Origin of the sequence: Nocardioides sp. REDSEA-S30_B4 (genome assembly GCF_001627265.1) — a bacterium.
In the GTDB taxonomy this organism is placed as follows: Bacteria; Actinomycetota; Actinomycetes; order Propionibacteriales; family Nocardioidaceae; genus Nocardioides.
Genome location: NZ_LUPI01000104.1, coordinates 45,833 through 67,090 on the forward strand (window position 1 = coordinate 45,833; position 21,258 = coordinate 67,090).

17 protein-coding genes are annotated in these 21,258 nt (G+C 73.5%); 8 read left to right on the forward strand and 9 right to left on the reverse strand.

The window, feature by feature from the left end; genetic code table 11:
* Positions 1-3: 3 nt before the first annotated feature.
* From A6R01_RS17920 to A6R01_RS17930, 3 genes are all read left to right on the forward strand, one after another.
* Positions 4-546 carry a PadR family transcriptional regulator gene (locus tag A6R01_RS17920; RefSeq protein ID WP_292608920.1) on the forward strand — a complete coding sequence of 181 codons (543 nt, stop codon included), beginning with the start codon at positions 4-6 and terminating at the stop codon, positions 544-546.
* A complete protein-coding gene (locus A6R01_RS17925) occupies positions 543-2,555 on the forward strand; it encodes an NADPH-dependent 2,4-dienoyl-CoA reductase (protein WP_292608922.1) in 2,013 nt (670 codons plus the stop codon). The genes A6R01_RS17920 and A6R01_RS17925 overlap by 4 nt, the downstream gene beginning before the upstream one ends.
* A gap of 134 nt (positions 2,556-2,689) precedes the next feature.
* A complete protein-coding gene (locus A6R01_RS17930; protein ID WP_292608925.1) occupies positions 2,690-3,823 on the forward strand; it encodes an aminotransferase class I/II-fold pyridoxal phosphate-dependent enzyme in 1,134 nt (377 codons plus the stop codon).
* A 69-nt stretch (positions 3,824-3,892) separates the two neighbouring features.
* Here A6R01_RS17930 and A6R01_RS17935 read toward each other — a convergent pair whose 3' ends face one another.
* Genes A6R01_RS17935 through A6R01_RS17945 form a run of 3 tightly spaced genes read right to left on the reverse strand, consistent with a single transcriptional unit; the run spans position 3,893 to position 7,279 of the window.
* Positions 3,893-4,822 (reverse strand): hypothetical protein, encoded by a 930-nt coding sequence (locus A6R01_RS17935; RefSeq protein ID WP_292608928.1) that lies wholly within the window; start codon positions 4,820-4,822, stop codon positions 3,893-3,895.
* A 7-nt stretch (positions 4,823-4,829) separates the two neighbouring features.
* Positions 4,830-5,906, reverse strand: coding sequence for a sulfotransferase family protein (locus tag A6R01_RS17940; protein ID WP_292608931.1), 1,077 nt, complete (start codon positions 5,904-5,906; stop codon positions 4,830-4,832).
* A gap of 20 nt (positions 5,907-5,926) precedes the next feature.
* Positions 5,927-7,279, reverse strand: a complete 1,353-nt coding sequence (locus tag A6R01_RS17945; protein WP_292609088.1) for a GH1 family beta-glucosidase — start codon at positions 7,277-7,279, stop codon at positions 5,927-5,929.
* Positions 7,280-7,364: 85 nt separating this feature from the next.
* On the opposite strand from A6R01_RS17945, the gene A6R01_RS17950 reads away from it, so the two are divergent.
* The gene (locus A6R01_RS17950; protein ID WP_292608934.1) at positions 7,365-8,039 is read left to right on the forward strand and encodes a pirin family protein; all 675 of its coding nucleotides are present in this window, start codon (positions 7,365-7,367) and stop codon (positions 8,037-8,039) included.
* Between the two features lie 21 nt (positions 8,040-8,060).
* Here A6R01_RS17950 and A6R01_RS17955 read toward each other — a convergent pair whose 3' ends face one another.
* Both A6R01_RS17955 and A6R01_RS17960 read right to left on the reverse strand, forming a co-directional pair.
* Positions 8,061-8,966, reverse strand: a complete 906-nt coding sequence (locus A6R01_RS17955) for a diacylglycerol kinase family protein (protein ID WP_292608939.1) — start codon at positions 8,964-8,966, stop codon at positions 8,061-8,063.
* Entirely contained in the window at positions 8,963-10,570 is a 1,608-nt protein-coding gene (locus A6R01_RS17960; protein WP_292608941.1) for an FAD-binding oxidoreductase, read from the reverse strand. The genes A6R01_RS17955 and A6R01_RS17960 overlap by 4 nt, the downstream gene beginning before the upstream one ends.
* Before the next feature lie 17 nt (positions 10,571-10,587).
* On the opposite strand from A6R01_RS17960, the gene A6R01_RS17965 reads away from it, so the two are divergent.
* The 4 genes from A6R01_RS17965 (at position 10,588) to A6R01_RS17980 (ending at position 14,543) form a co-directional block, all read left to right on the forward strand.
* The gene (locus A6R01_RS17965) at positions 10,588-11,196 is read left to right on the forward strand and encodes a TetR/AcrR family transcriptional regulator (protein ID WP_292608944.1); all 609 of its coding nucleotides are present in this window, start codon (positions 10,588-10,590) and stop codon (positions 11,194-11,196) included.
* A complete protein-coding gene (locus tag A6R01_RS17970; protein WP_292608947.1) occupies positions 11,193-12,734 on the forward strand; it encodes a glycerol-3-phosphate dehydrogenase/oxidase in 1,542 nt (513 codons plus the stop codon). The genes A6R01_RS17965 and A6R01_RS17970 overlap by 4 nt, the downstream gene beginning before the upstream one ends.
* Before the next feature lie 191 nt (positions 12,735-12,925).
* Complete coding sequence (locus A6R01_RS17975; protein WP_292608950.1) at positions 12,926-13,936, forward strand: sigma-70 family RNA polymerase sigma factor; 1,011 nt, start codon at positions 12,926-12,928, stop codon at positions 13,934-13,936.
* Between the two features lie 7 nt (positions 13,937-13,943).
* A complete protein-coding gene (locus tag A6R01_RS17980; protein ID WP_292608953.1) occupies positions 13,944-14,543 on the forward strand; it encodes a maleylpyruvate isomerase family mycothiol-dependent enzyme in 600 nt (199 codons plus the stop codon).
* Here A6R01_RS17980 and A6R01_RS17985 read toward each other — a convergent pair.
* From A6R01_RS17985 to A6R01_RS18000, 4 genes are all read right to left on the reverse strand, one after another.
* Complete coding sequence (locus A6R01_RS17985) at positions 14,527-15,510, reverse strand: DUF2332 domain-containing protein (protein ID WP_292608955.1); 984 nt, start codon at positions 15,508-15,510, stop codon at positions 14,527-14,529. The two genes, A6R01_RS17980 and A6R01_RS17985, sit on opposite strands and share 17 nt — an antisense overlap.
* Positions 15,511-15,515: 5 nt before the next feature.
* Complete coding sequence (locus A6R01_RS17990) at positions 15,516-16,991, reverse strand: NAD-dependent succinate-semialdehyde dehydrogenase (protein WP_292608957.1); 1,476 nt, start codon at positions 16,989-16,991, stop codon at positions 15,516-15,518.
* Positions 16,992-17,243: 252 nt separating this feature from the next.
* Positions 17,244-19,157, reverse strand: coding sequence for a penicillin-binding transpeptidase domain-containing protein (locus A6R01_RS17995; RefSeq protein WP_292608960.1), 1,914 nt, complete (start codon positions 19,155-19,157; stop codon positions 17,244-17,246).
* 166 nt (positions 19,158-19,323) lie between these two features.
* Positions 19,324-21,189 carry a DEAD/DEAH box helicase gene (locus A6R01_RS18000; RefSeq protein ID WP_292608963.1) on the reverse strand — a complete coding sequence of 622 codons (1,866 nt, stop codon included), beginning with the start codon at positions 21,187-21,189 and terminating at the stop codon, positions 19,324-19,326.
* Between the last annotated feature and the right edge of the window lie 69 nt (positions 21,190-21,258).

Consider the following 21,258-nt stretch of genomic DNA (forward strand, 5'->3'; position numbering starts at 1 on the left):
CCCATGGCCCTCGAGCACGCCCTGCTGGTCGCCCTGTGCGAGCAGCCTGCTTCCGGCCTCGACCTGACCAAGCGGTTCGGTCGTTCGATCGGCTTCTTCTGGAGCGCCACGCACCAGCAGATCTACCGGGTGCTCGGGCGCATGGACGGCGACGGCTGGGTCAGCGTCGAGGCCGTGGCCCAGGAGGGCCGCCCCGACAAGAAGGTGTACGCCGTCACCGAGCTCGGTCGCGCGGCGCTGGCCGACTGGCTGGCCCAGCCCACCGACACCCAGTCCCTGCGCTCGGAGCTCGCCGTGAAGATGCGCGCCGCGTCCTTCGGTGACCGCGAGGCCGTCCTCGACGTGGTGCGCGCCAACCTCGCCGACCACCACGTGCGGCTCGACCACTACGAGCAGCTGATGAAGCGCGACTACCCCGACCCGACCACCCTGCTCTCCTCGGGGCCGAGCCTCGAGCTCGACCAGTACCTCGTCCTGCGCGGCGGGGTGCTGATGGAGCAGACCTGGATCACCTGGCTCACCGAGTACCTGGAGGCTCACCAGTGAACGACCACTCCCCCTACCCGCACCTGCTCAGCCCGCTGACGCTCGGGAACCTGACCCTGCGCAACCGCGTCGTCATGGGCTCCATGCACACCGGCCTCGAGGACGCCCCGTGGGACATCCCCAAGCTGGCGGCGTACGTCGGTGAGCGGGCCAAGGGCGGCACCGGCCTGATCGTCACCGGCGGATACGCCCCGACCCGTCGCGGGTGGCTCAAGCCGTTCGCCTCCGAGCTGCGCACCCGGCTGCAGGCCGAGCGGCACAAGGCGGTGACCGGTGCGGTGCACGAGCACGGCGGCGCCATCGCGCTGCAGGTGCTGCACGCCGGCCGCTACGGCTACACCCCGATCTCGGTGTCGGCGTCGGGCCGCAAGAGCCCGATCACCCCGTTCAAGCCCTCGGCGCTCTCGACCAAGGGCGTCGACAAGACCGCCACGGCGTTCGCCCGCACCGCAGCGCTCGCGCAGCGCGCCGGCTACGACGCCATCGAGGTGATGGGCTCCGAGGGCTACCTCATCAACCAGTTCCTCGCCGCGCGCACCAACGACCGCACCGACGCGTGGGGCGGCAGCGCGGAGAAGCGGATGCGCTTCCCGGTCGAGGTCGTGCGGCGTACGCGCGAGCTGGTCGGGCCCGACCTGCCGATCATGTACCGCATCTCGCTGCTCGACCTGGTCGAGGGCGGCCAGACCTGGGACGAGGTGCTCGAGCTCGCGCACCGGCTCGTCGAGGCCGGCGCCACCGTGCTCAACACCGGCATCGGCTGGCACGAGGCGCGGGTGCCCACGATCATCACCCAGGTCCCCCGCGGCGCCTGGCTCTCGGCGACCGCGCGGCTCAAGGCCCAGGTGTCGGTGCCGGTCTGCGCGTCCAACCGGATCAACACCCCCGAGCTCGCCGAGCAGGTGCTGGCCGACGGCACCGCCGACCTGGTCTCGATGGCCCGGCCGCTGCTGGCCGACCCGTTCTTCGTGAACAAGGCCGCCGAGGACCGCGCCGACGAGATCAACACCTGCATCGCCTGCAACCAGGCGTGCCTGGACCACGTGTTCCAGAACAAGTTGGCGTCCTGCCTGGTCAACCCGCGGGCCGGTCGCGAGACCACGCTGGTCCTCTCCCCCACCCGCACCAAGCGGTCCGTCGCCGTCGTCGGCGCCGGCCCGGCCGGACTGTCGGCCGCCGTCAGCGCTGCCGAGCGCGGCCACGCGGTCACGCTCTTCGAGGCCTCGCCGGAGATCGGCGGCCAGTTCCGGCTGGCGATGGCGGTGCCCGGCAAGGAGGAGTTCGCCGAGACGCTGCGCTACTTCACCCGCCGGCTCGAGGTGCTCGGCGTGGACGTGCGCCTCTCGACGTACGCCGCTCCCGACGACCTGGCCGGCTTCGACGACGTCGTCGTCGCGACCGGCGTGGAGCCACGCGTGCTCGACCTGCCCGGCGCGGACCACGAGCGCGTCGTGTCGTACGCCGACGTGCTGGCCGGCCGCGTCGTGCCGGGCCACCGGGTGGCCGTCATCGGCGCCGGCGGCATCGGCGTCGACGTGTCGCACTGGCTGACCCACGACGAGCACGACGACTTCATGGAGGTCTGGGGTGTCGGCGACCCGGCGATCCACCCCGGCGGCCTCACCGAGGCCAAGCCCCGCACCGCCGCTCGCGAGGTGACGCTGCTGCAGCGCAAGACCTCGGTGATCGGCAAGAACCTCGGCAAGACCTCGGGCTGGGCGCACCGTGCGGTGCTGAAGCAGGCGGGCGTCACCAAGGTCTCCGGCGCCAGCTACACCGCCGTGGTGGACCATCCTGAGGGCGTGGTGCTGCAGTACTCCGTCGACGGGGAACAGCACGAGCTGCTCGTCGACCACGTGGTCGTCTGCGCCGGCCAGGAGTCGGTGCGCTCGGTCTTCGACGGCCTCACCCACGACTCCGCGCACCTCATCGGCGGCGCGGACGTCGCCGCCGAGCTGGACGCCAAGCGCGCGATCGAGCAGGGCACCCGGGTGGCCGCCGCCCTCTGATCCTCCGGTGGTCGAGCAGCCGAGGAGCGCCAGCGACGAGGCGAGCGTCGAGACCCCCCTCACCGGAAGGGTCTCGACGCCCGCTCGCTGACGCTCGCTGCTCGACCACCCGGGTCGGGGCTACCGTCGGCGGGGTGATCCGCGACTACACCGACGCCGAGGCCCGGGCCGCGCTGCCGCTGAAGTGGGGCCGCGCCCCGGAGGGCACGATCCCCGCGTGGGTCGCGGAGATGGACTACGCCCCGGCACCCGCGATCTCGGCGGCGGTCAACGCCGCCGTGGGCAGGGGCATGCTCGGCTACCCGCCGTTCGACCACCCGATGGTCACCGGGCTCGAGGAGGCGTTCGCGGGCTTCGCCGAGCGGCACTGGGGCTGGCAGGTGCCGGCCGGTGCGTCGACCCTCACCGGCGACGTCATCACCGGCATGCGGCTGGTGCTGGAGCACCTGTGCCCGCCGGGACCCGTCGTGGTGCCGCTGCCCTGCTACCCGCCCTTCCGGACGATCGTGTCGCTGGCCGGTCGCGAGGCGGCGTACGTCGAGCTCGACCCGGACGCCGAGACCGCCGCCCTCGACCTGGCGGCCGTGCGCGCCCACTTCGAGGCGGGCGCGCGCACCCTGCTGCTGTGCACGCCGCACAACCCCTGGGGCCGGGTCTTCACCCGCGCGGAGCTGGAGGCGGTCCGCGACCTCGCCGCGGAGTACGGCGCGCGCGTCGTGGCCGACGAGATCCACGCCCCGCTGGTGCTCCCGGGTGCTGGGTTCGCCCCCTACCTGACCGTCGACCCCGACGGCATCGTCGTCACCAGCCACACCAAGTCGTTCAACACCCCGGGTCTCAAGGCCGCGCACGTCATCACCCTGCGCGAGGACGACCAGGAGGCGATCCGCGGGATCCCGTTCGAGGCCAACCACGGCTACACCGGGCTCGGCATCCTGGCCGGCACCGCTGCGTGGCGCAACTCCGACCTGTGGCTGCTCACCCTGCGCCAGCGTCTCGACGTGCTGCGCGAGGACCTGGCCGACCTGCTCGCCACCCACCTGCCCCAGGCCCGGATGCGACCGCTCGAGGCGACGTACCTGGCCTGGCTCGACCTCCGCGCGTACGACGTCGCCGACCCGGCCGCCGTTGGGCTCGAGCACGGGGTGATGGCCGCGGCCGGGCACGACTACCACCCGGGGCTGGACGGCCACCTGCGGCTCAACATCGCCACCAGCGCCGACCGGCTCGCCGAGGTCGTGCGCCGGCTCGGGGCAGCGTTGACCTGACCGTGCGCGAGCGACCTCTCGGCCGTGCGTCAGCGACCTCTCGGCCGTGCGCGAGCGACCTCTCGGCGGTCAGGACTCGATGCGGCGGCCCCGGCGCACCAGGGGACGCTCGGCGTGGGGCAGCCAGGTGTCGGTGACGTAGTCGATGACGTGGACCCCGGGAGGCGCCTCGATGCGGTGCAGGCCCTGGACCTCCTCGCCCCGGCCCTCCTTCAGCGCGGAGTAGACCTGCCACTCGCGCCGCTTGCGCGGGGCCCGGGACTCGTCGAAGTCCATCGCCGACCAGTGGGAGAACTCGTCCTGGTCCAGCCACTTCAGCTCCACGCACAGACCCTCGGGAGCGATGAGGCGCTGGGAGGTCTCGGGGAACTCCCGCACCTCCCACTCGAAGGCCTTCACGAAGGTGAACTCCGGACCCATGGGGTAGACCCACGGCTCGAGGAACTTGAATCCGAGGTCGAGCCAGGCCACCTGCCCGCCGGGCTCGATCCAGAGCGGGTGCCGCGGGATCGCCACGATCGCGCCGGAGTCGTGCAGCTGCCAGGACAGGTCGCGCAGCACGCCGACGCCCTCGGTGGTCAGCACCATGTCGCCGTCCCACTTCATCGAGTAGGCGGTGCGGACGTGGGAGAAGGACCAGTTGTAGAAGTGCGTCAGCGAGTGCACCGAGTCGTGCCGGGTGGCGAGGTGCTCGGTGCCGGCACGCGAGACGCGGTGGGGGTAGGAGTGCACCTCGAGCCGGTCGGCCGCGCCGATCGACGCCGCGGCCTCGCGGGCGACGTCGGGGGTGCCGTCGTCGGAGAGGTTGTCGACCAGCACGACGTGCTGGACGGCCTCGAGCATCGGCGGGATGACCCACGGCAGGTTGCGGGCCTCGTTCTTGACGCGGAACACGCAGGTCAGGCCCTGCGAGAGCGGGCCGTCGCGCCACGGCCAGTGCACGTCGTACGCCGGATCCTGCTCGAGGCAGGGGATGTCGGCGCCCCGGACGGGGCTCACGCCGCGCTCACCCTCTCTCCCGACCGACGGCCCTGCGGGCCCCGCGACGCAGGAATCCCGGGACGAGCGCGCGGACCCAGTGCGGGATGCGCTCGACGCCGCGCTTCTGGGTCGACCGCACGCCCTCACCGAAGCCCTCGCGGCGCGAGGCGAGCGCGGTGGACTGGCTGATCGCCGCGGCCTCCTCGTACATCTCCGCGTAGGCCTCGCGCAGCTGGTCGAGCGTCTCCCGGACCTCGGGGGTGTCGCCGCCGTCGTCGGGGAGCTGGTCGAGCGCCTCCCAGGTCTCCTGGGCGATCTCGCGCAGCCGCTTGGGCACGTCGAGGTCGTCCCACGTGAGCCGGACCCGGCGCAGCGAGGGGTCGATGTAGGCGTGCACCTTGCGGATGTCGTTGGCCGCCGCCGACTTCACGGCGTCGAGGTCGAAGCGCTGGCCGAGGCCGAAGACCGGGACCGTCCAGTCGTCGAGGAGGTCGTGGTAGCGCACGAACGCGCGATCGAAGCCACGGGTGGCGCGCTCGCAGTGCAGCATCATGTTGACCCAGGCGGCGGTGCGGTTGACCTCCCCGAAGCGGGCGTCGTAGTAGCGCTGCTTGGAGCCGACCACCTCGGTCACCGGGCGCAGCATCGTGACGTAGCCGGGCTGCGCGTCGCAGCGCAGCGCCGCCCCGCGCCACAGCCCCATGAACCACGCCAGGCGCGGGTCCTTCACGACCAGCTCGGGGCCGCCCTCGACGAACTGCTGCTCCATCCACTCCTGCAGCCGCCGCCGCACGGGCTCGACGTTGTTGAGCTTGCCGGCCTCGAACCACGCCGACGGCCGGGCGTCGGAGACCGCGACGTTCGCGCGGCGCAGCAGCTCGTCGTGGAAGTCCACGACCCACTGCGGCTCGCCGAAGCCCTTGGGGTTGGTCTCGTCGGCGTCGACCTCCGGCTGCGGCACGTGCATGCCGAGCGCCTGCAGGGAGCCCGAGAGCGTGCTGGTGCCGCTGCGGCCCGAGCCGACGACGAAGACGATCCTGCGGCCGGCCGCGGTGTCGAGGAGCTGAGCCGGTCCCGCGGAGGGGCTGGGGGCGTCGACCATGCCCGACAGCGTAACGAGCCTCAGCCGACCGACGGGCTCTGGGACGCGATGAGTCCGGCCAGCCAGTGGAAGGACTTCTTGGGGGTACGCCGCTGGGTGGCCGGGTCCACGTGCACCAGCCCGAACCGCTGGGCGTAGCCCTCGGTCCACTCGAAGGTGTCCAGGAGCGACCAGACGTACAGCGCCCGCACGTCCACGCCGCGGCGGCACGCGGCCGCGACCGCCTCGAGGTGGCCGTGCAGGTAGTCGATCCGGGCCTCGTCCTCGACGCGACCGTCGGCGTCGGGGTCCCCGGAGTAGGCGGCGCCGCACTCGGTCACGACCAGCGGCGGCAGCGCCGCCCGGTAGCGGGCCCGGAAGGTGATCAGCCACTCGCGCATCGCGTCCGGGACGACCGGCCAGCCGAAGTCGGTCTCGGGGTAGCCCACGAGGTCGTAGAGCGCGAAGAACATCTCGGAGTCCTCCGGCGCGGCCCCGACCCGCATCGGCATGAAGTAGTTGACGCCGTAGAAGTCCAGCGGCTGGCGGATCGTGGCCAGGTCGCCCTCCCGGACCAGGCCCTCGAGCAGCGGCTGCAGGTCGGCCGGGTAGCGACCCAGCAGCATCGGCTCGAGGAACATCCCGTTCCACAGCGCGTCGAAGAGCTTGGTGGCCCCGACGTCGGCCTCGTCCTCGGTCGCCGGCCACATCGGGGCGTGGTGGTTGGCGCACCCCACGCTCTGCGCCCCCGCCGCGCGCAGCGCGACCGCCCCGCGTCCGTGGGCGAGCAGCAGGTGGTGCGAGACGTGCAGCGCGTCGAACATCAGGCGCCGCCCCGGAGCGTGGATCCCCACGGCGTACCCGAACATCGTGGCGACGTTGGGCTCGTTGACCGGCACCCAGTGGGCGACGCGGTCGGCGAGACGCTCAGCCACGATCGCGGCGTACTCCTCGAACCGGTCGACGGTGCCGCGATTGAGCCAGCCGCCGTCGTCCTCGAGCGCCTGGGGCAGGTCCCAGTGGTAGAGCGTGGCCATCGGGTCGATCCCGGCGGCCAGCAGCTCGTCGACGAGCCGGTCGTAGAAGTCCAGGCCCTCGGGGTTGACGGGTCCGCGCCCGTCGGGCTGGACCCGCGGCCAGGAGATCGAGAAGCGGTAGTCACTGGTGCCGAGCTGCTTCATCAGCCCGACGTCCTCGACGTAGCGGTCGAGGTGACCCGACGCCGTCGCGCCCGAGGTGCCGTCCCTCACCACGCCCGGGGCGGCGGTGAAGGTGTCCCAGATCGACGGCCCACGCCCCTGCGCCGCACCCTCGACCTGGTACGCCGAGGTGGCCGTCCCGATCCGGAAGCCGGGAGGCAACGCCAAGGAGGGTCGGTCGGGCACAGTCTCCATCATGCCGACGAGGCGGCCCCCGCGCAGGACTTCGCGGACCCGCCCCGGCGAGCGGTCACTCCTCCGGCCCGGCAGGATGGCTGTCATGAGTGTCGAGATCCGTCGCAGTGCCACGCGCTTCACCAGCCGCGACACCGGTCGTCAGACCCGGCACTCCTTCTCCTTCGGGGACCACTACGACCCCGAGCGCACCGGCTTCGGCGCGATGGTCTGCCACGACGACCACCACCTGCGCGGAGGCACCGGTTTCGAGACCCACCGCCACGCCGGCGTCGAGATCGTCACCTGGGTCGTCTCCGGAGCGCTGCACCACCGCGACTCGCTGGGCACCGACACCGTGCTCCGGGCCGGCGAGGTGGCCCTGCTCTCGGCCGGCAGCGGGGTCGAGCACTCCGAGATGGCCCTCGCGGGCGAGGGCCCGACGCGCTTCGTGCAGGTGTGGCTGGCGGCCGACGACCCCGGCGCGGAGCCGCGGTACGAGCGCGCGGTGCCCGACCTCGGCGCCGAGACGCTGGTCGAGACCGGGCTGCCCGTGGGGGTGGACGGCGCCCGGCTGCTGGTCGGCCGGCTCCCCGCCCACCGGCCCGTCACGCTGCCGCAGGCACCGAGGATGCACTGCTTCGTCGCCCGCGGTGCGCTGCTGCGCTCGTCGTTGGCCGAGCCGCTGGAGGCCGGCGACGCCTTCTGCTTCGTCGACGAGCCCGCGCGGGAGGTCACACCGGCCGTGGACTCCGAGCTGCTGGTGTGGCTCCTGCCGTAGCCCCAGCGGGGGACCACCTGGTCAGAACAGGACGCGTAGGGCCCCCGGGACCAGCTCGACGACCGCGGGCGCCGACGTGAGGGCCGGCAGGGTGCCCAGCGGCTCGCCGTCACCTCCCACCGCGATCGGGCGTACGCCGTCGGCCGCGACCTCCACGCGGGTGCCCCGCAGCACGTGCACCTCGTCGAGCCCCACGTGCGAGCCGTCGTAGATCTTCGGGAAGCTGCGCACCAGCGCCGAGCGCGAGGCCGCTTCGACGACCACGACGTCGATCAGACCGTCGTCGACCGCCGCGTCGGGGGCGATGTGCATGCCCTTGCCGTAGTAGCCGGAGTTGGCGACCACGACCGTGGCGGCGGCGTACTCCTGCGTGCTGCCGTCCACGCTCACCCGGAAGCGACCCGGGGAGTAGGTCAGGATCGCGCGCATCGCGGCGAGGGGGTACTGCAGCTTCTTGGGCGTCCAGCGCATCGCGTCGACGATCTCGGCGGCGCGGGCGTCCACACCGGAGTAGACCGACCCGGCGACCAGCCGGGGCGCCTGGCCCGGGGCGGTCAGGCGGAGCAGGTCGACGGGACGCTCGGGGGCCTCGAGGAGGATCCGCGCGACCGCGTCGGGCTCGCCGGGAAGGCCGAGCATCCGCGCGAAGTCGTTGCCGCGGCCGGCCGGCAGCACGCCGAGCACGCCGCCGGCCTCGGAGACGGCACCGGCGAGGTGGGAGAGCATCCCGTCGCCGCCGACGCTGACCACGACGTCACCGCGGGCGACGGCGGCGCGCACGAGGTCGTCGGTGGCCCGCGGACCGGGCGAGTAGGTCACGTCGACGGTCGCGCCCGCCTCGCGCAGCAGCCGCGCGACGGGGACGACGGCGTCGGGCGCCGCTCCCCCGCCGGAGGCCGGGTTGACCAGGAAGGAGAAGGACCTCACGGGACGAGCACCCCCGGGTTGAGCACGCCGGTCGGGTCGAGGTCGGCCTTGACGGCCCGCAGCACCGAGGCGCCCAGGTCACCGATCTCGGCGGAGAGCCACGGCTTGTGGTCGGTGCCGACCGCGTGGTGGTGGGTGATGGTCGCGCCGGCGGCGACGATCGCGTCGTTGGCGGCGGACTTCGCGGCCAGCCAGGTCTCCAGCGGCTGCTCCCCCTGGGAGCTGGCCACGGTGAAGTACAGCGAGCAGCCGGTCTCGTAGACGTGGCTGACGTGGCACAGCACCAGCGCGCCGGGCAGGTGCGACTCCAGGGCCTGCTTCACGCCGGCGTACAGCGCCTCGGCGTTGGACCAGAACGTCGCGGTCTCCAGGGTCTCGACGAGCACGCCGACGTCGAGGAGGGAGTCGCGGAGGTACGGCGCGTCGAAGCGTCCGTGCGCCCACGACTCGCCCGGACCCTCGCCCTGGGGGCGGCCGCCGAGCGCGGTGAGCGCCTCGGTGACGGACGTGCGGCGGGACGCGACCTGGGCGGCGGTGCCCTCGTGGCCGACGATCATCAGGCACGCGCCCTCGGACTCGCTCTCGCCGCCGATGGCGTCGGGGCGGGCGAGGTTGATCGCGGTCTCGGACTCGTCGGAGAGGCGCAGGACCGTGGGCAGCAAGCCGCTCTGGGCGAGGTGGCGCATGGCGTCGCGGCCCTCGGCGAAGGAGTCCCAGCGCCAGCCCTCGTAGACCTTGACCTCGGGCAGGCGACGGACCCGGACGGTGACGGCGGTGATGACGCCGAAGGCGCCCTCGGAGCCGAGGACCAGCTGGCGCAGGTCGGGGCCGGCGGCGTTGGCCGGGGAGGAGCCGAGCACCCACTCCCCGCGCGGGGTGGCGACGCGCAGGCCGACGACCATCGCGTCGAAGCGGCCGTAGCCGGCCGAGGACTGGCCGCTGGAGCGGGTCGCGGCGAAGCCGCCGATCGAGGCGAACTGGAAGGACTGCGGGAAGTGACCGAGCATCAGGCCGCGCTCGCCCAGCAGCGCCTCGGCCTCGGGGCCGCGCAGGCCCGGCTCGAGAGTGGCGGTCATCGATTCCTCGTCGACGGCGAGCAGCTGCTTCATCCGCACCAGGTCCAGGGAGACGAGCCCGGCGTAGCCGTCACGACGCGCGGCGAGGCCGCCGGTCACGCAGGTGCCACCGCCGAAGGGGACGACCGCGAGGTGGTGCTCGACGGCGACGGCCAGCACCGCGGCCACGTCGTCGTGGCTGCCGGGGCGGACGACGGCGTCGGGGGCGTCGGCCAGGTCGCCGCTGCGGGCCCGCAGCAGGTCGGGCGTGGACTTCCCGCGGGTGCGCAGCCGGCGTACGTCGTCGTCGAGGAGGACGTGCTGCTCGCCGACCACGTCGCGAAGGGCCGCCAGCGGGGCCTCGCCGAGGGCGGAGGCGGGCACGGCGGGCGTCTCGACCGCGGGCGTGGGGTGCAGGCCGAAGGCCATCTCGACCAGGCCGCGCGCGCTCTCGGGGAGGTCGGTCGCAGCGGTCGGGGCGCCCCAGCGCTGGGGGTGCATCTCGCCCAGGCCGCCGGGCAGCGGAGCAGGGGTGGTGTCGGTCGTCATGTGTTACAGTGTGACACATGACGTCACTTCGTCACAACGACGAATCTTCGCCCGGCCCCCGCGACGCCTACCTCGACGCCGCGCGGGCCTGCATCCTCGACGTGGGTTGGCGGCGCACGACGCTGACCGAGGTCGCCCGACGGGCCGGCGTCAGCCGGATGACGATCTACCGCTCCTGGGCCGACATGCCCACGCTGCTCGGCGACCTGATGACCCGCGAGTGGACCGGGCTGGTGGCCACCACCGTGGGCACCTCGACCGCCGACGACGCGTTGACCCGCCTGGTCGATGACGTGGTCGCCACGATCCGCGCCCTGCGGGAGAACGAGCTCTTCGTGCGCATCGTCGAGCTGGACCCCGAGCTCGTGCTGCCCTACCTGCTGAGCCGGCGCGGCCGCTCGCAGGACCTCATCCTCGGGCTGCTCACCGAGGCGCTGCGCGAGGGTCAGGCGGCGGGCTCGGTGCGCGCCGGCGACCCGGTCGCGATGGCTCGCTCGATGGTGCTGACCGCCCACGGCTTCGTGCTGTCGGCCCACACCATGGTCGACGGCGAGGTCGAGGCCGACGCGCTCGACGACGAGCTGCGGCTGCTGCTGACCCGCGGCCTCGCCGGGGGTGCGTCGTGATCCGGGCCGGCCTGGCCGGCGCGCCGACCGAGGTCGACGTCCTGGTCGTCGGCCTGGGCGTGACCGGCGCGGGCGTGGCCCTCGACGCCGTGACGCGCGGGCTGTCGGTGCTGGCCGTGGACGCCCACGACCTCGCCTTCGGCACCTCGCGCTGGAGCTCGAAGATGGTGCACGGCGGCCTGCGCTACCTGGCCAAGGGGCAGGTCGGGGTCGCGCACGAGAGCGCCGTCGAGCGCGGCATCCTCATGGAGGTCACCGCGCCCCACCTGACCCGGTCGATGCCGATGGTCATCCCGATCAACTCCTCGATGTCGCGCCTGCAGGGCGGGCTCGCGCGAGCCGGTCTGCGGGCGGGCGACCTGCTGCGCCGCGGCGCCCGCACCGACGCCGAGACGCTCCCCCAGCCGCGCCACATGTCGGCGACCGAGACGCTGGCGATGGTGCCCGCCCTGCGGCCCTCCGGGTTGCGTGGCGGCCTGCTCGGCTGGGACGGCCAGCTCGAGGACGACGCCCGCCTGGTCGTGACCATGGGTCGCACCGCCGCCGACCGGGGGGCCCACGTGCGCACCCGAGCACGCGTGCTGCGCGCCGCGCGCGGCGAGGTGGTCCTGCGCGACGAGGTGACCGGGGCCGAGCACACCGTGCGCGCCCGCGCGATCATCAACGCCGCCGGCGTCTGGGCCGACCAGGTCCTCGGCGAGGAGGGCAGCCGCAGCGACGGCATCCGGCTGCGCCCCAGTCGCGGCACCCACCTGGTGCTGCGCGCCAACACGCTGCCCGGCCTGGGGGCCAGTGTCTTCGCACCCGTCCCCGGCGAGACCAACCGGTTCGTGATGGTCCTCCCCCAGCCCGACGGCACGGTGTACGTCGGCCTCACCGACGAGCCCGCCCCCGGACCGGTCCCCGACGTGCCGGAGCCGACCGAGACCGAGATCGGCTTCCTGCTCGACGTCGTGTCCGCCGCGTTCGCGCGGCCGCTGCACCGCGCCGATGTGGTCGGGACCTTCGCCGGGCTGCGGCCGCTGCTGGACGGTGGCGACGGCTCCACCGCCGACCTGTCGCGCCGGCACGCCGTCGTGACCGGCCCCTCGGGCGTGACGACGGTCGTGGGCGGCAAGCTGACGACGTACCGCCGGATGGCGCAGGACGCCGTGGACGCCGCGGTCGAGCACCACGGCCTCGCGGCCGGGCCGTGCGTGACCGTGACCCTGCCGCTGGCCGGCGCCGCGCCCCGGTCGGTGCTGGCCACGCTGGAGGAGCCGGCCCGGCTGGTGCGCCGCTACGGCGCGGACGCCGCGCTCGTGCTGTCCTCGGCCCGGGAGCTGACCGGGCTCCCCGACCAGGAGCTGCTCGCCCCCGTCTCGGCCACCGTGCCGATCACGCTCGCCGAGCTGCTCTTCGGGGTCACCCACGAGGGCGCCCACGACGTCGACGACCTGCTGGACCGGCGTACCCGCGTCGGCCTGGTCCCCGAGGACCGCGCTGCCGCCGAGCCGCTCGCCCGACGCGCACTCTCCCTGGCCCGTCCCTCCTCCTGACCCACCTCACCCGCCGAGCCGGCGCATTGATACGCCGGCTCGGCGATGAGTCCTGGGCCGGTCGGAGGTCTGCACTGTCCGATATGCCCGCGGGCGGGCAGGATGAGCGGAGGCAGGACATGGGTGCAGTGGGCACGGGTGCGGCGGGGACGGCCGTGGGCACGGCGGTGCGGACCCGGGAGGGCGCGACGATGACGACGACCGACGACGAGCTGGCGGACTTCCCGCGGCTCACCGAGCGCTACCAGCGCGAGCTGCTCGCGCACTGCTACCGGATGAGCGGGTCGGTGCACGAGGCCGAGGACCTGGTGCAGGAGACGCTGCTGCGTGCGTGGAAGGCCTCCGCGGACTTCCAGGGCCGCAGCTCGGTGCGCACGTGGCTCTACCGGATCGCCACCAACGTCTGCCTGACCAACCTGGAGGGTCGTCCCCGCCGACCGCTGCCCTCGGGCATCGGCACCGCCGACCAGCCGGCCGGCGACGCCCTCGAGCAGGACCACGAGATCACCTGGCTCGAGCCGGTGCCCGACGCCGCGGTGACCGTGGCCGAGCGCGACTCGATCCGGCTGGCCTTCGTCGCCGCCCTGCAGCACCTGCCGGCCAAGCAGCGCGCCGTGCTGATCCTGCGCGACGTGCTGCGCTGGAGCGCCGCCGAGGCGCTCGACACGACGGTCGCGGCGGTCAACTCCGCCCTCCAGCGCGCGCACGCGCAGATGAGGACGCGCGCCCTGACCGAGGACACCGTCGCCGACGAGCTGACGACCGCGCAGCGACAGCTTCTCGAGCGCTACACCGAGGCGTTCTGGCGCAAGGACGTCGACACCATCGTCTCGATGCTCACCGCGGAGGCGGTGTGGGAGATGCCGCCGTTCACCAGTTGGTTCAAGGGCCGCGCCAACATCGCCTGGCTCATCGGCAACGAGTGCCCGGGCGGGTCCGAGGACATGCCGATGATCGAGACGCGGGCCAACGGCCAGCCCGCCTTCGGCCTCTACATGCGTACGCCGGAGGGCGGGTTCGTGCCGTTCCAGCTGCAGGTGCTCCAGTGGGACGGCGACCCCGACCACCCCGAGGTCGCGCAGGTCGACGCGTTCTTCGACACCCGGCTCTTCGAGACCTTCGGGCTGCCCATGAGCCTGCCCGCGGACTACCGGCCCGACCGCCCCGCGGGCGTCGCCGCGTCCGCAGCCCCACCGGCCTGAGACCGCCGTGTCCTCCCGGCTCGACGCGGGCGTCGAGCTGCTCGAGCGTTCCCTGGGCTACACCCGCACCGCCCTGGCACGGGTCGGGCCGACCGACCTGACCCGGCCGACCCCGTGCGACCGGTGGGACCTCGCCGCGCTGCTCGCCCACATGGACGACGCCCTCGACGCGTTCCTCGAGGCCGCGGGCGGCACGGTCGCACCCCCGACCGGCCCCGGTGGGGCCCCGCGGCCCGGTGGCACCGACTCCCTGTGCACCAAGGCCTGCGCCCTGCTCGGTGCCTGGACCGACGCGCCGCCGCGACCCGTCACCCTTGGCAGGGCCGGGCGTGGGGCCGGTGTCGTCATGGACCCCGGGCTGCTGGTGCTCACCGCCGCACTGGAGATCACCGTCCACGGGTGGGACGTGGCACGGGCCCTGGACCTCGACCACCCCGTCCCCCCGGCGCTCGCCGTCGACCTGCTCCCTGTGGCACGCGCCCTGGTCGGGGAGGGTCGGTTCGCCCCGGCGCTTGCCGTGGCCGGCGATCCCGGCGCGCCCAGCGGCGTACGACTGCTCGGGGCGGTGGGGCGCGAGGCTGATCGGCCGCTCAGGCGCACCAGGTGATCGAGCGCCCGTGCCCGTGAGTCCAGGCGACGGCGCGGCCGTCGAGCGCCAGCACGAAGCGGTCCGCCGGTGCCGCGGGTCCGGTCGCACTGACCCGGGGCAGCACGCGGGAGCCCTCGTTGCTGATCCACCGGCACCGACCCTCGGCGACGCGCGCGAGCATCTGGTCGGTGAACCGCTCGCGGTCCTCACGCTCGAGGTAGGCGATGACCGCGCTGTGCTGCACCACGACCCGACCGTGCTCGGAGGCCTCGTCCAGCAGCGGGTCGAGGTCGGTGAGCAGGTCGCCGCGCACGAGGTGCGGTGGGTCCTGCCGGGCCACCTCGATGGCACGCCGCAGGAGTGCCCGGCGGTCGTCGTGCTCGGGCCAGACGAGCACCTCCAGCCAGCGCGCGGTGTCCGGGTCGGTGACGTCGAGCGGGTTCAGGTCGATCCCGCCGCGCCAGGCGACCTCCGGGAGACCGTCCGGCCACGGGCCCGGACCCTCGGCCACGCAGTCCAGCGTCGGCGCTCCCGGGTCGCCGACCCGCAGCTCGCCCTCCGGGGTGCGGTAGCGGTAGGACCACCGGTCAGGGTGGAGGGTCAGCCCGCCGCTGGCGCCGACCTCGACCAGCGCGATAGGCCCGTCCTCGAGCGCGACCCGACGCAGCAGGGGGAGCAGCGTCGCGAGCCGGCCGGCCTCGTTGGTCTGGGTCGCCCGGGACAGCACCGTCGCGCGGACGGACCCGTCGTCGCCCAACAGGACCTCGCGCAGGTCGGCGTACGTCGCGTCGTCGGGGAGCCCGTGCCAGCGCGCCGCCGCGAAGACGAGGTTGGGCTGCCGCTTGAGCGCCGGCAGCGTGTCGAGCCAGGCCAGCACCTCGGGGTCGTCGACGACGCCGAGCGTCCACGTCACGAACGTGGGCGAGTCCGTGGCCTGGGTCGCGAACTCGGCGTAGGTCTGGCGGGTGCCGGCGAAGAGCTCCACCCGCGTCAGACCGGGAGGGCGACGTACGTCGTCTCGAGGTACTCCTCGATGCCCTCGAAGCCCCCCTCGCGACCGAACCCGGAGGCCTTGACGCCGCCGAAGGGCGCCGCGGGGTTGGAGATCAGGCCGGTGTTGATGCCGACCATGCCGTACTCCAGGCGCTCGGCCATCCGGATCGTGCGCGACAGGTCGCGGGTGTAGACGTAGGAGGCCAGGCCGTACTCGGTGTCGTTGGCGCGGGCCACCGCCTCGTCCTCGGTCTCGAAGGTCGTGATCGGCGCGACCGGTCCGAAGATCTCCTCGGCGTTGATGGCCGAGTCGGCCGGCACCCCGAGCAGGACGGTCGGGGGGTAGAAGAAGCCGGGGCCGTCGGGGACGGTGCCGCCGGTCAGCAGCCGGGCGCCGTCGTGTACCGCGTCGGTGACCAGCTGCGAGACCGACTCGACGGCCTTCTCCTCGATCAGCGGACCCACGTCGACACCCTCGTCCTGGCCGCGGCCGACGGTCAGCGCGCCCATCCGGGCGGCGAGCTTCTCGGCGAACTCCTCGGCCACGCTCGCGTGCACGAGGAACCGGTTGGCGGCCGTGCACGCCTCGCCCATGTTGCGCATCTTCGCCGTCATCGCCCCGTCGACGGCGGCGTCGACGTCGGCGTCCTCGAAGACCACGAACGGCGCGTTGCCACCGAGCTCCATGCTCACCCGCTGCAGCTGGTCGGCGGACTGGCGCACCAACGTGCGGCCCCCCCCGGTCGAGCCGGTGAAGGAAACCTTGCGCAGCCGGTCGTCGCCCTGCAGCGCCTCGCTCATCTCCTTGGCCCGCGTGGTGGGTACGACGTTGAGGACCCCGTCGGGGAGCCCGGCCTCGGTCAGCAGGCCGGCCAGCGCGAGCATCGTCAGCGGGGTCTGGTGCGCGGGCTTGACGACCATCGTGCACCCGGCGGCGATCGCGGGGCCGATCTTGCGGGTGCCCATCGCGAGCGGGAAGTTCCACGGGGTGACGAAGAAGCACGGGCCGACCGGCTTCTTGATCGTCAGCAGCCGCGAGCCGCCGGCCGGGGCCTGCATCCAGCGGCCGTGGACGCGCACCGCCTCCTCGGAGAACCACCGGAAGAACTCGTTGCCGTAGGCGACCTCCCCCTTGGCCTCGGCGACGGCCTTGCCCATCTCCAGGCTCATCAGCATCGCCAGGTCGTCGGCGCGGGAGGCGATCAGCTCGAACGCCGAGCGCAGGATCTCGCCGCGCTCGCGCGGGGCCGTGGCGGCCCAGTCGGCCTGGGCGGCGACCGCGGCGTCGAGCGCCTCGACCGCGTCGGTGACCGACCCGTCGGCCACCCGCGCCAGCAGCTGACCGTCGGCGGGGTCGACCACCTCGAAGGTGTCGCCGCCCTCGGCGTCGCGCCACTCCCCGGCCACCCACAGGCGGCGCTGCTCGGCGGGCAGGAGGCGGTCGAGCAGGGCGTGGACGTCTGGACCAGTCATGGTCGAATCCTGGCACTTCCGGGACTTCGGACCAATCCACGTCACAGCGTGTCCGGGCGTGGCACTATAGGTGTTGTCGACTTCGGAGGGAGCACTCAGAAGACGGCTGTGAACCCCTTGCTGACCCCATGCGGCGAGGGGTTCATCTACGTCCGGCGGCACGTCCCCACGTCCCTCCGCCAGACGCCGCCGCGAAGGGCCCGGGCACCCCGGGCCCTTCGTTGTTCCTGCGGACGTCCCCGGGCCTGTGCCTCAGCGGCGCGCGGCGCGCAGGAACGCCTCGAGCAGCGGACCCGCGGTCCGCGAGCCGGACTCGCCCTCGTCGACGTAGACCGCCACGGCCAGGTCGGACCCCGCGGCGACCATCCAGGCGTGGGTGAGCACCTTGCCGTCCTTCTCGAACTCCGCGGTGCCGGTCTTGGCGATCAGCTCGGGCCCCGGCACGTCGAGCAGGCCGCGGCCGCTGCCGTCGGTGACGACGGCGCGCAGCATCGAGCGCAGCGCGGACGCCTCGCCCCCGGTCAGCGGCTTCGCACCCTCCGGCGGGCCGTCGCGGTAGTCCTTGACCAGCCACGGCACGACGGTCTCGCCGGCCTGCACCGACGCCACGACCGTGGCCATCACCATCGGGCTGGCCAGCACCCTGCCCTGGCCGATCAGGTCGGCGGCGGCCTCGGTCTCGGTCTCCGGCTGCGGCACCTGGCCGAAGTACGCCGGGAAGCCGAGGTCGTGGTCGATGCCGAAGCCGAGGGAGGCGGCGGCGTCGTACAGGCCGGTGCCCCGGATCTTGCCCCGGCTGGTGATGAAGGCGGTGTTGCACGAGTTGGCGACGGCCTGACGCAGGGTGATCCGCCCGGTGGCCCCGGAGGGGTAGTCGGAGTAGTTGCCGAAGGTCTTGCCGTCGACCACCGTCGTCGCCGGGCACTGCACGGCCGAGGTCGGGTCGAGCCCGGCGCGCAGCAGCGCGAGCGAGGAGACGGTCTTGAAGGTCGAGCCCGGCGCGGCCTGGCCGTACGTCGCCAGGTTGGTGCCTCCGGTGCCCGGCCCGTTGGCCGCGGCGAGCACGGCGCCGGTGCCCGGGTCGATCGCGACCAGGGCACTGGCAGGTCCGGTGCGTCGCAGCACCGCCTCGGCCTCGGCCTGCAGGTCGACGTCGAGGCTGATCTTGAGCGTCGAGCCCTTCTCGGGCTCGGCCCGGAAGACCTCGCGCACCTCGGCGCCCGACCCCTCGGCGGGCACCACGTCGACGCTCGCGCCCGGGGTGCCGCGCAGCTGGTCGTCGTACCTGGCCTGGAGGCCCGAGAGGCCCGCCACGTCTCCCGGGCGGTAGCTGTCGGGGTCCTCCTCGACCATCTCCGCGGTGACCTGGCCGACGGAGCCGAGGATCGGCGCGGCGAAGCCGCGCGAGGGGGCGAGCGGGATCTCGGCGCCGATCCGTCGCGCGCCCTTGAGGCGCGAGATGGCCATGCTCATCGGGGAGGAGACCTCCTCGACGCGCAGCACGATCGCCTCGACGAAGGCGGCGTCGCCGGCGGCCTTCACACTCTTGACGAAGCCGGCCGCGTCGATGCCGACGGCCTGCGCGAGCTTCCTGGCGTCGGCGAGCGCGCGGCTCGGGCCGACCAGCGTCTTGTCGATGCCGATCCGGTTGACCGGGCGCTGGGTGACGATCGCGAGTCCACGGGCCCCGACGATGTCCCCGCGCATCGGCGTCAGCGTGGTGAGGTCGAGCGTCTCGCCCTTCACCAGGGACGGCTCGACGACCGAGGGCGCCCACACCGCGACCCAGCCGTCGCCCTCACGCTCCAGCCGCAGCGGGGCCTCGTAGGTCCAGTCGGCCGCGGTCCCCGAGGTGACCAGCGGCCAGCGCCACTGCAGGGTCGCGGTGGCGGTGTCACCGGACTCGTCGAGGTCGATCAGCCCCACCTGCGGGGTGACCCCGCCCATGCCGTCGACGATCCGCGCCCGCTCGGCCTCGGCTGCCTGCGGGTCGGCCACCGGAGCCGCCGCCAGGTCCTGGGCGGCCAGCGCCTCCACGAACGCCGTGGCCGTCGGCTCGGGGTCCGGGCCCGCGACGGCGTCCTTGACCTCGGTGCAGCCCGCCAGCAGCACCGCGCCCGTCAACGCCAGCACGGAGAGCAGCTGTGGGACCCGAGTGCAAACCATGGCCGCGATCCTGCCACCGCCCACCGACCGACCTGCCGAGCCGTCACTCACGCACGCTCGAGACGTCACTCATGCACGCTCGGTGGCGGCCCCCGTGCGCGAGCGACCTCTCGGCCGTGCGCGAGCGACCTCTCGGCCGTGCGCGAGCGACCTCTCGGCGGACGGGTCAGCCCTTGTGGCGGGGCTTCTTGCGCGGCTTGTCGTCCCAGGACCTGCCGCCCCGGTCGCCCCGGTCGCCCCGGTCGCCCCGGTCGCCCCGGTCATCGCGGCGGGGGCCGCCCTGGCCACCACGCGGACCGGACCGGGCGCCCCGGCTCGGGGGGCCGGAGTCGGGGGCGAGCTCGATCAGCTTGCCGGAGATCCGGGTCTGCTCGAGTGCGGCGAAGGTGCCGGCAGGCAGGTCCGCGGGGAGCTCGACGAGGGAGAAGTCGGGCTTGATGAGGATCTTGCCGAAGTCCTTGCGGTTCAGCCCGCCCTCGTTGGCGAGGGCGCCGACGATCTGGCGCGGCTCGACCTTGTGCCGCTTGCCGACGGAGATGCGGTACATCGCCATCGGGGTGTCGCCGTGCCGCTCGCGCGCCGGACGCGCCGGGCGGTCGCGGTCGTCGCGGTCGCCGGGGCGGGACTTGGGCATCCGCACCTGGTCGGCGTTGGGGTCGAGCAGCAGCGGCGTCTCGCCCTGGGCGACCACGGCCAGCGCGGCGGCGACGTCGGTCTCCGGCACGTCGTGGTTGCGGACGTAGTGGGCGATGATGTCGCGGAAGCCCTCGATCCGGTCGGTCTGCTGCAGCGCCTCGGTGATCTGGTCGTCGAAGCGCGTGAGCCGGGTGCTGTTGACGTCCTCGACGCTGGGCAGCGACATCTCCGTGAGCGGCTGCTTGGTGGCCTTCTCGATGTGGCGCAGCAGGTAGCGCTCGCGCGGGGTGACGAAGGAGATGGCGTCACCGCTGCGCCCGGCCCGGCCGGTGCGGCCGATGCGGTGGACGTAGGACTCGGTGTCGGTGGGGATGTCGTAGTTGACGACGTGGCTGATCCGCTCGACGTCGAGGCCGCGGGCGGCGACGTCGGTGGCGACGAGGATGTCGAGCTTGGCGTCCTTGAGCTGCTGGACGGTCCGCTCGCGCACGTTCTGGGGTACGTCGCCGTTGATGGCCGCGGCCGCGAAGCCCCGGGCCCGCAGCTTCTCGGCGAGCAGCTCGGTCTCGCTCTTGGTGCGGACGAAGACGATCATCCCCTCGAAGTTCTCGACCTCGAGGATGCGCGTGAGGGCGTCGACCTTCTGCGGGTAGGACACCAGCAGGTAGCGCTGGGTGATGTTGCTGGCGGTCGCCGTCTTGTTCTTGACGGTGATCTCGGCCGGGTCGGAGAGGTAGGACTTGGAGAGCCGGCGGATCTGCGGCGGCATGGTCGCGGAGAACAGCGCGACCTGCTTCGTCTCGGGGGTGTCGGCCAGGATCGTCTCGACGTCCTCTGCGAAGCCCATGTTGAGCATCTCGTCGGCCTCGTCGAGCACCATGAAGCGCAGCTCGGAGAGGTCGAGGGTGCCCTTCTCCAGGTGGTCCATGATCCGGCCCGGGGTGCCGACGACCACGTGGACGCCGCGGCGCAGCGCGGAGAGCTGCACGCCGTAGCCCTGGCCGCCGTAGACGGGCAGCACGTGCACGCCCTTGAGGTGCGCGGCGTAGCGCTCGAAGGCCTCGCAGACCTGCAGCGCGAGCTCGCGGGTGGGCGCGAGGACCAGCGCCTGCGGCGACTTCTGGGAGACGTCGAGGTTGGAGAGGATCGGCAGCGCGAACGCCGCGGTCTTGCCGGTGCCGGTCTGCGCGAGCCCGACGACGTCGCGGCCGGAGAGCAGCGTCGGGATGGTCGCGGCCTGGATCGCCGAGGGCGACTCGTAGCCGACGTCGGACAGCGCACGCAGCACGGGCTCGGACAGTCCGAGGTCCGCGAAGGTGGCGGGCTCGACGGGCGCGTCGGGGCTGCCGGAGCCCTCGGGGTTGTCGGTGCTGCCGGGTGCTGCTGTATCACTCACCCGTCCACGGTAGTGGCACCACCCGCCGTGGCTCGCTTCGTCGGCGCGGTGGGGTCGGTCACCAGGGAG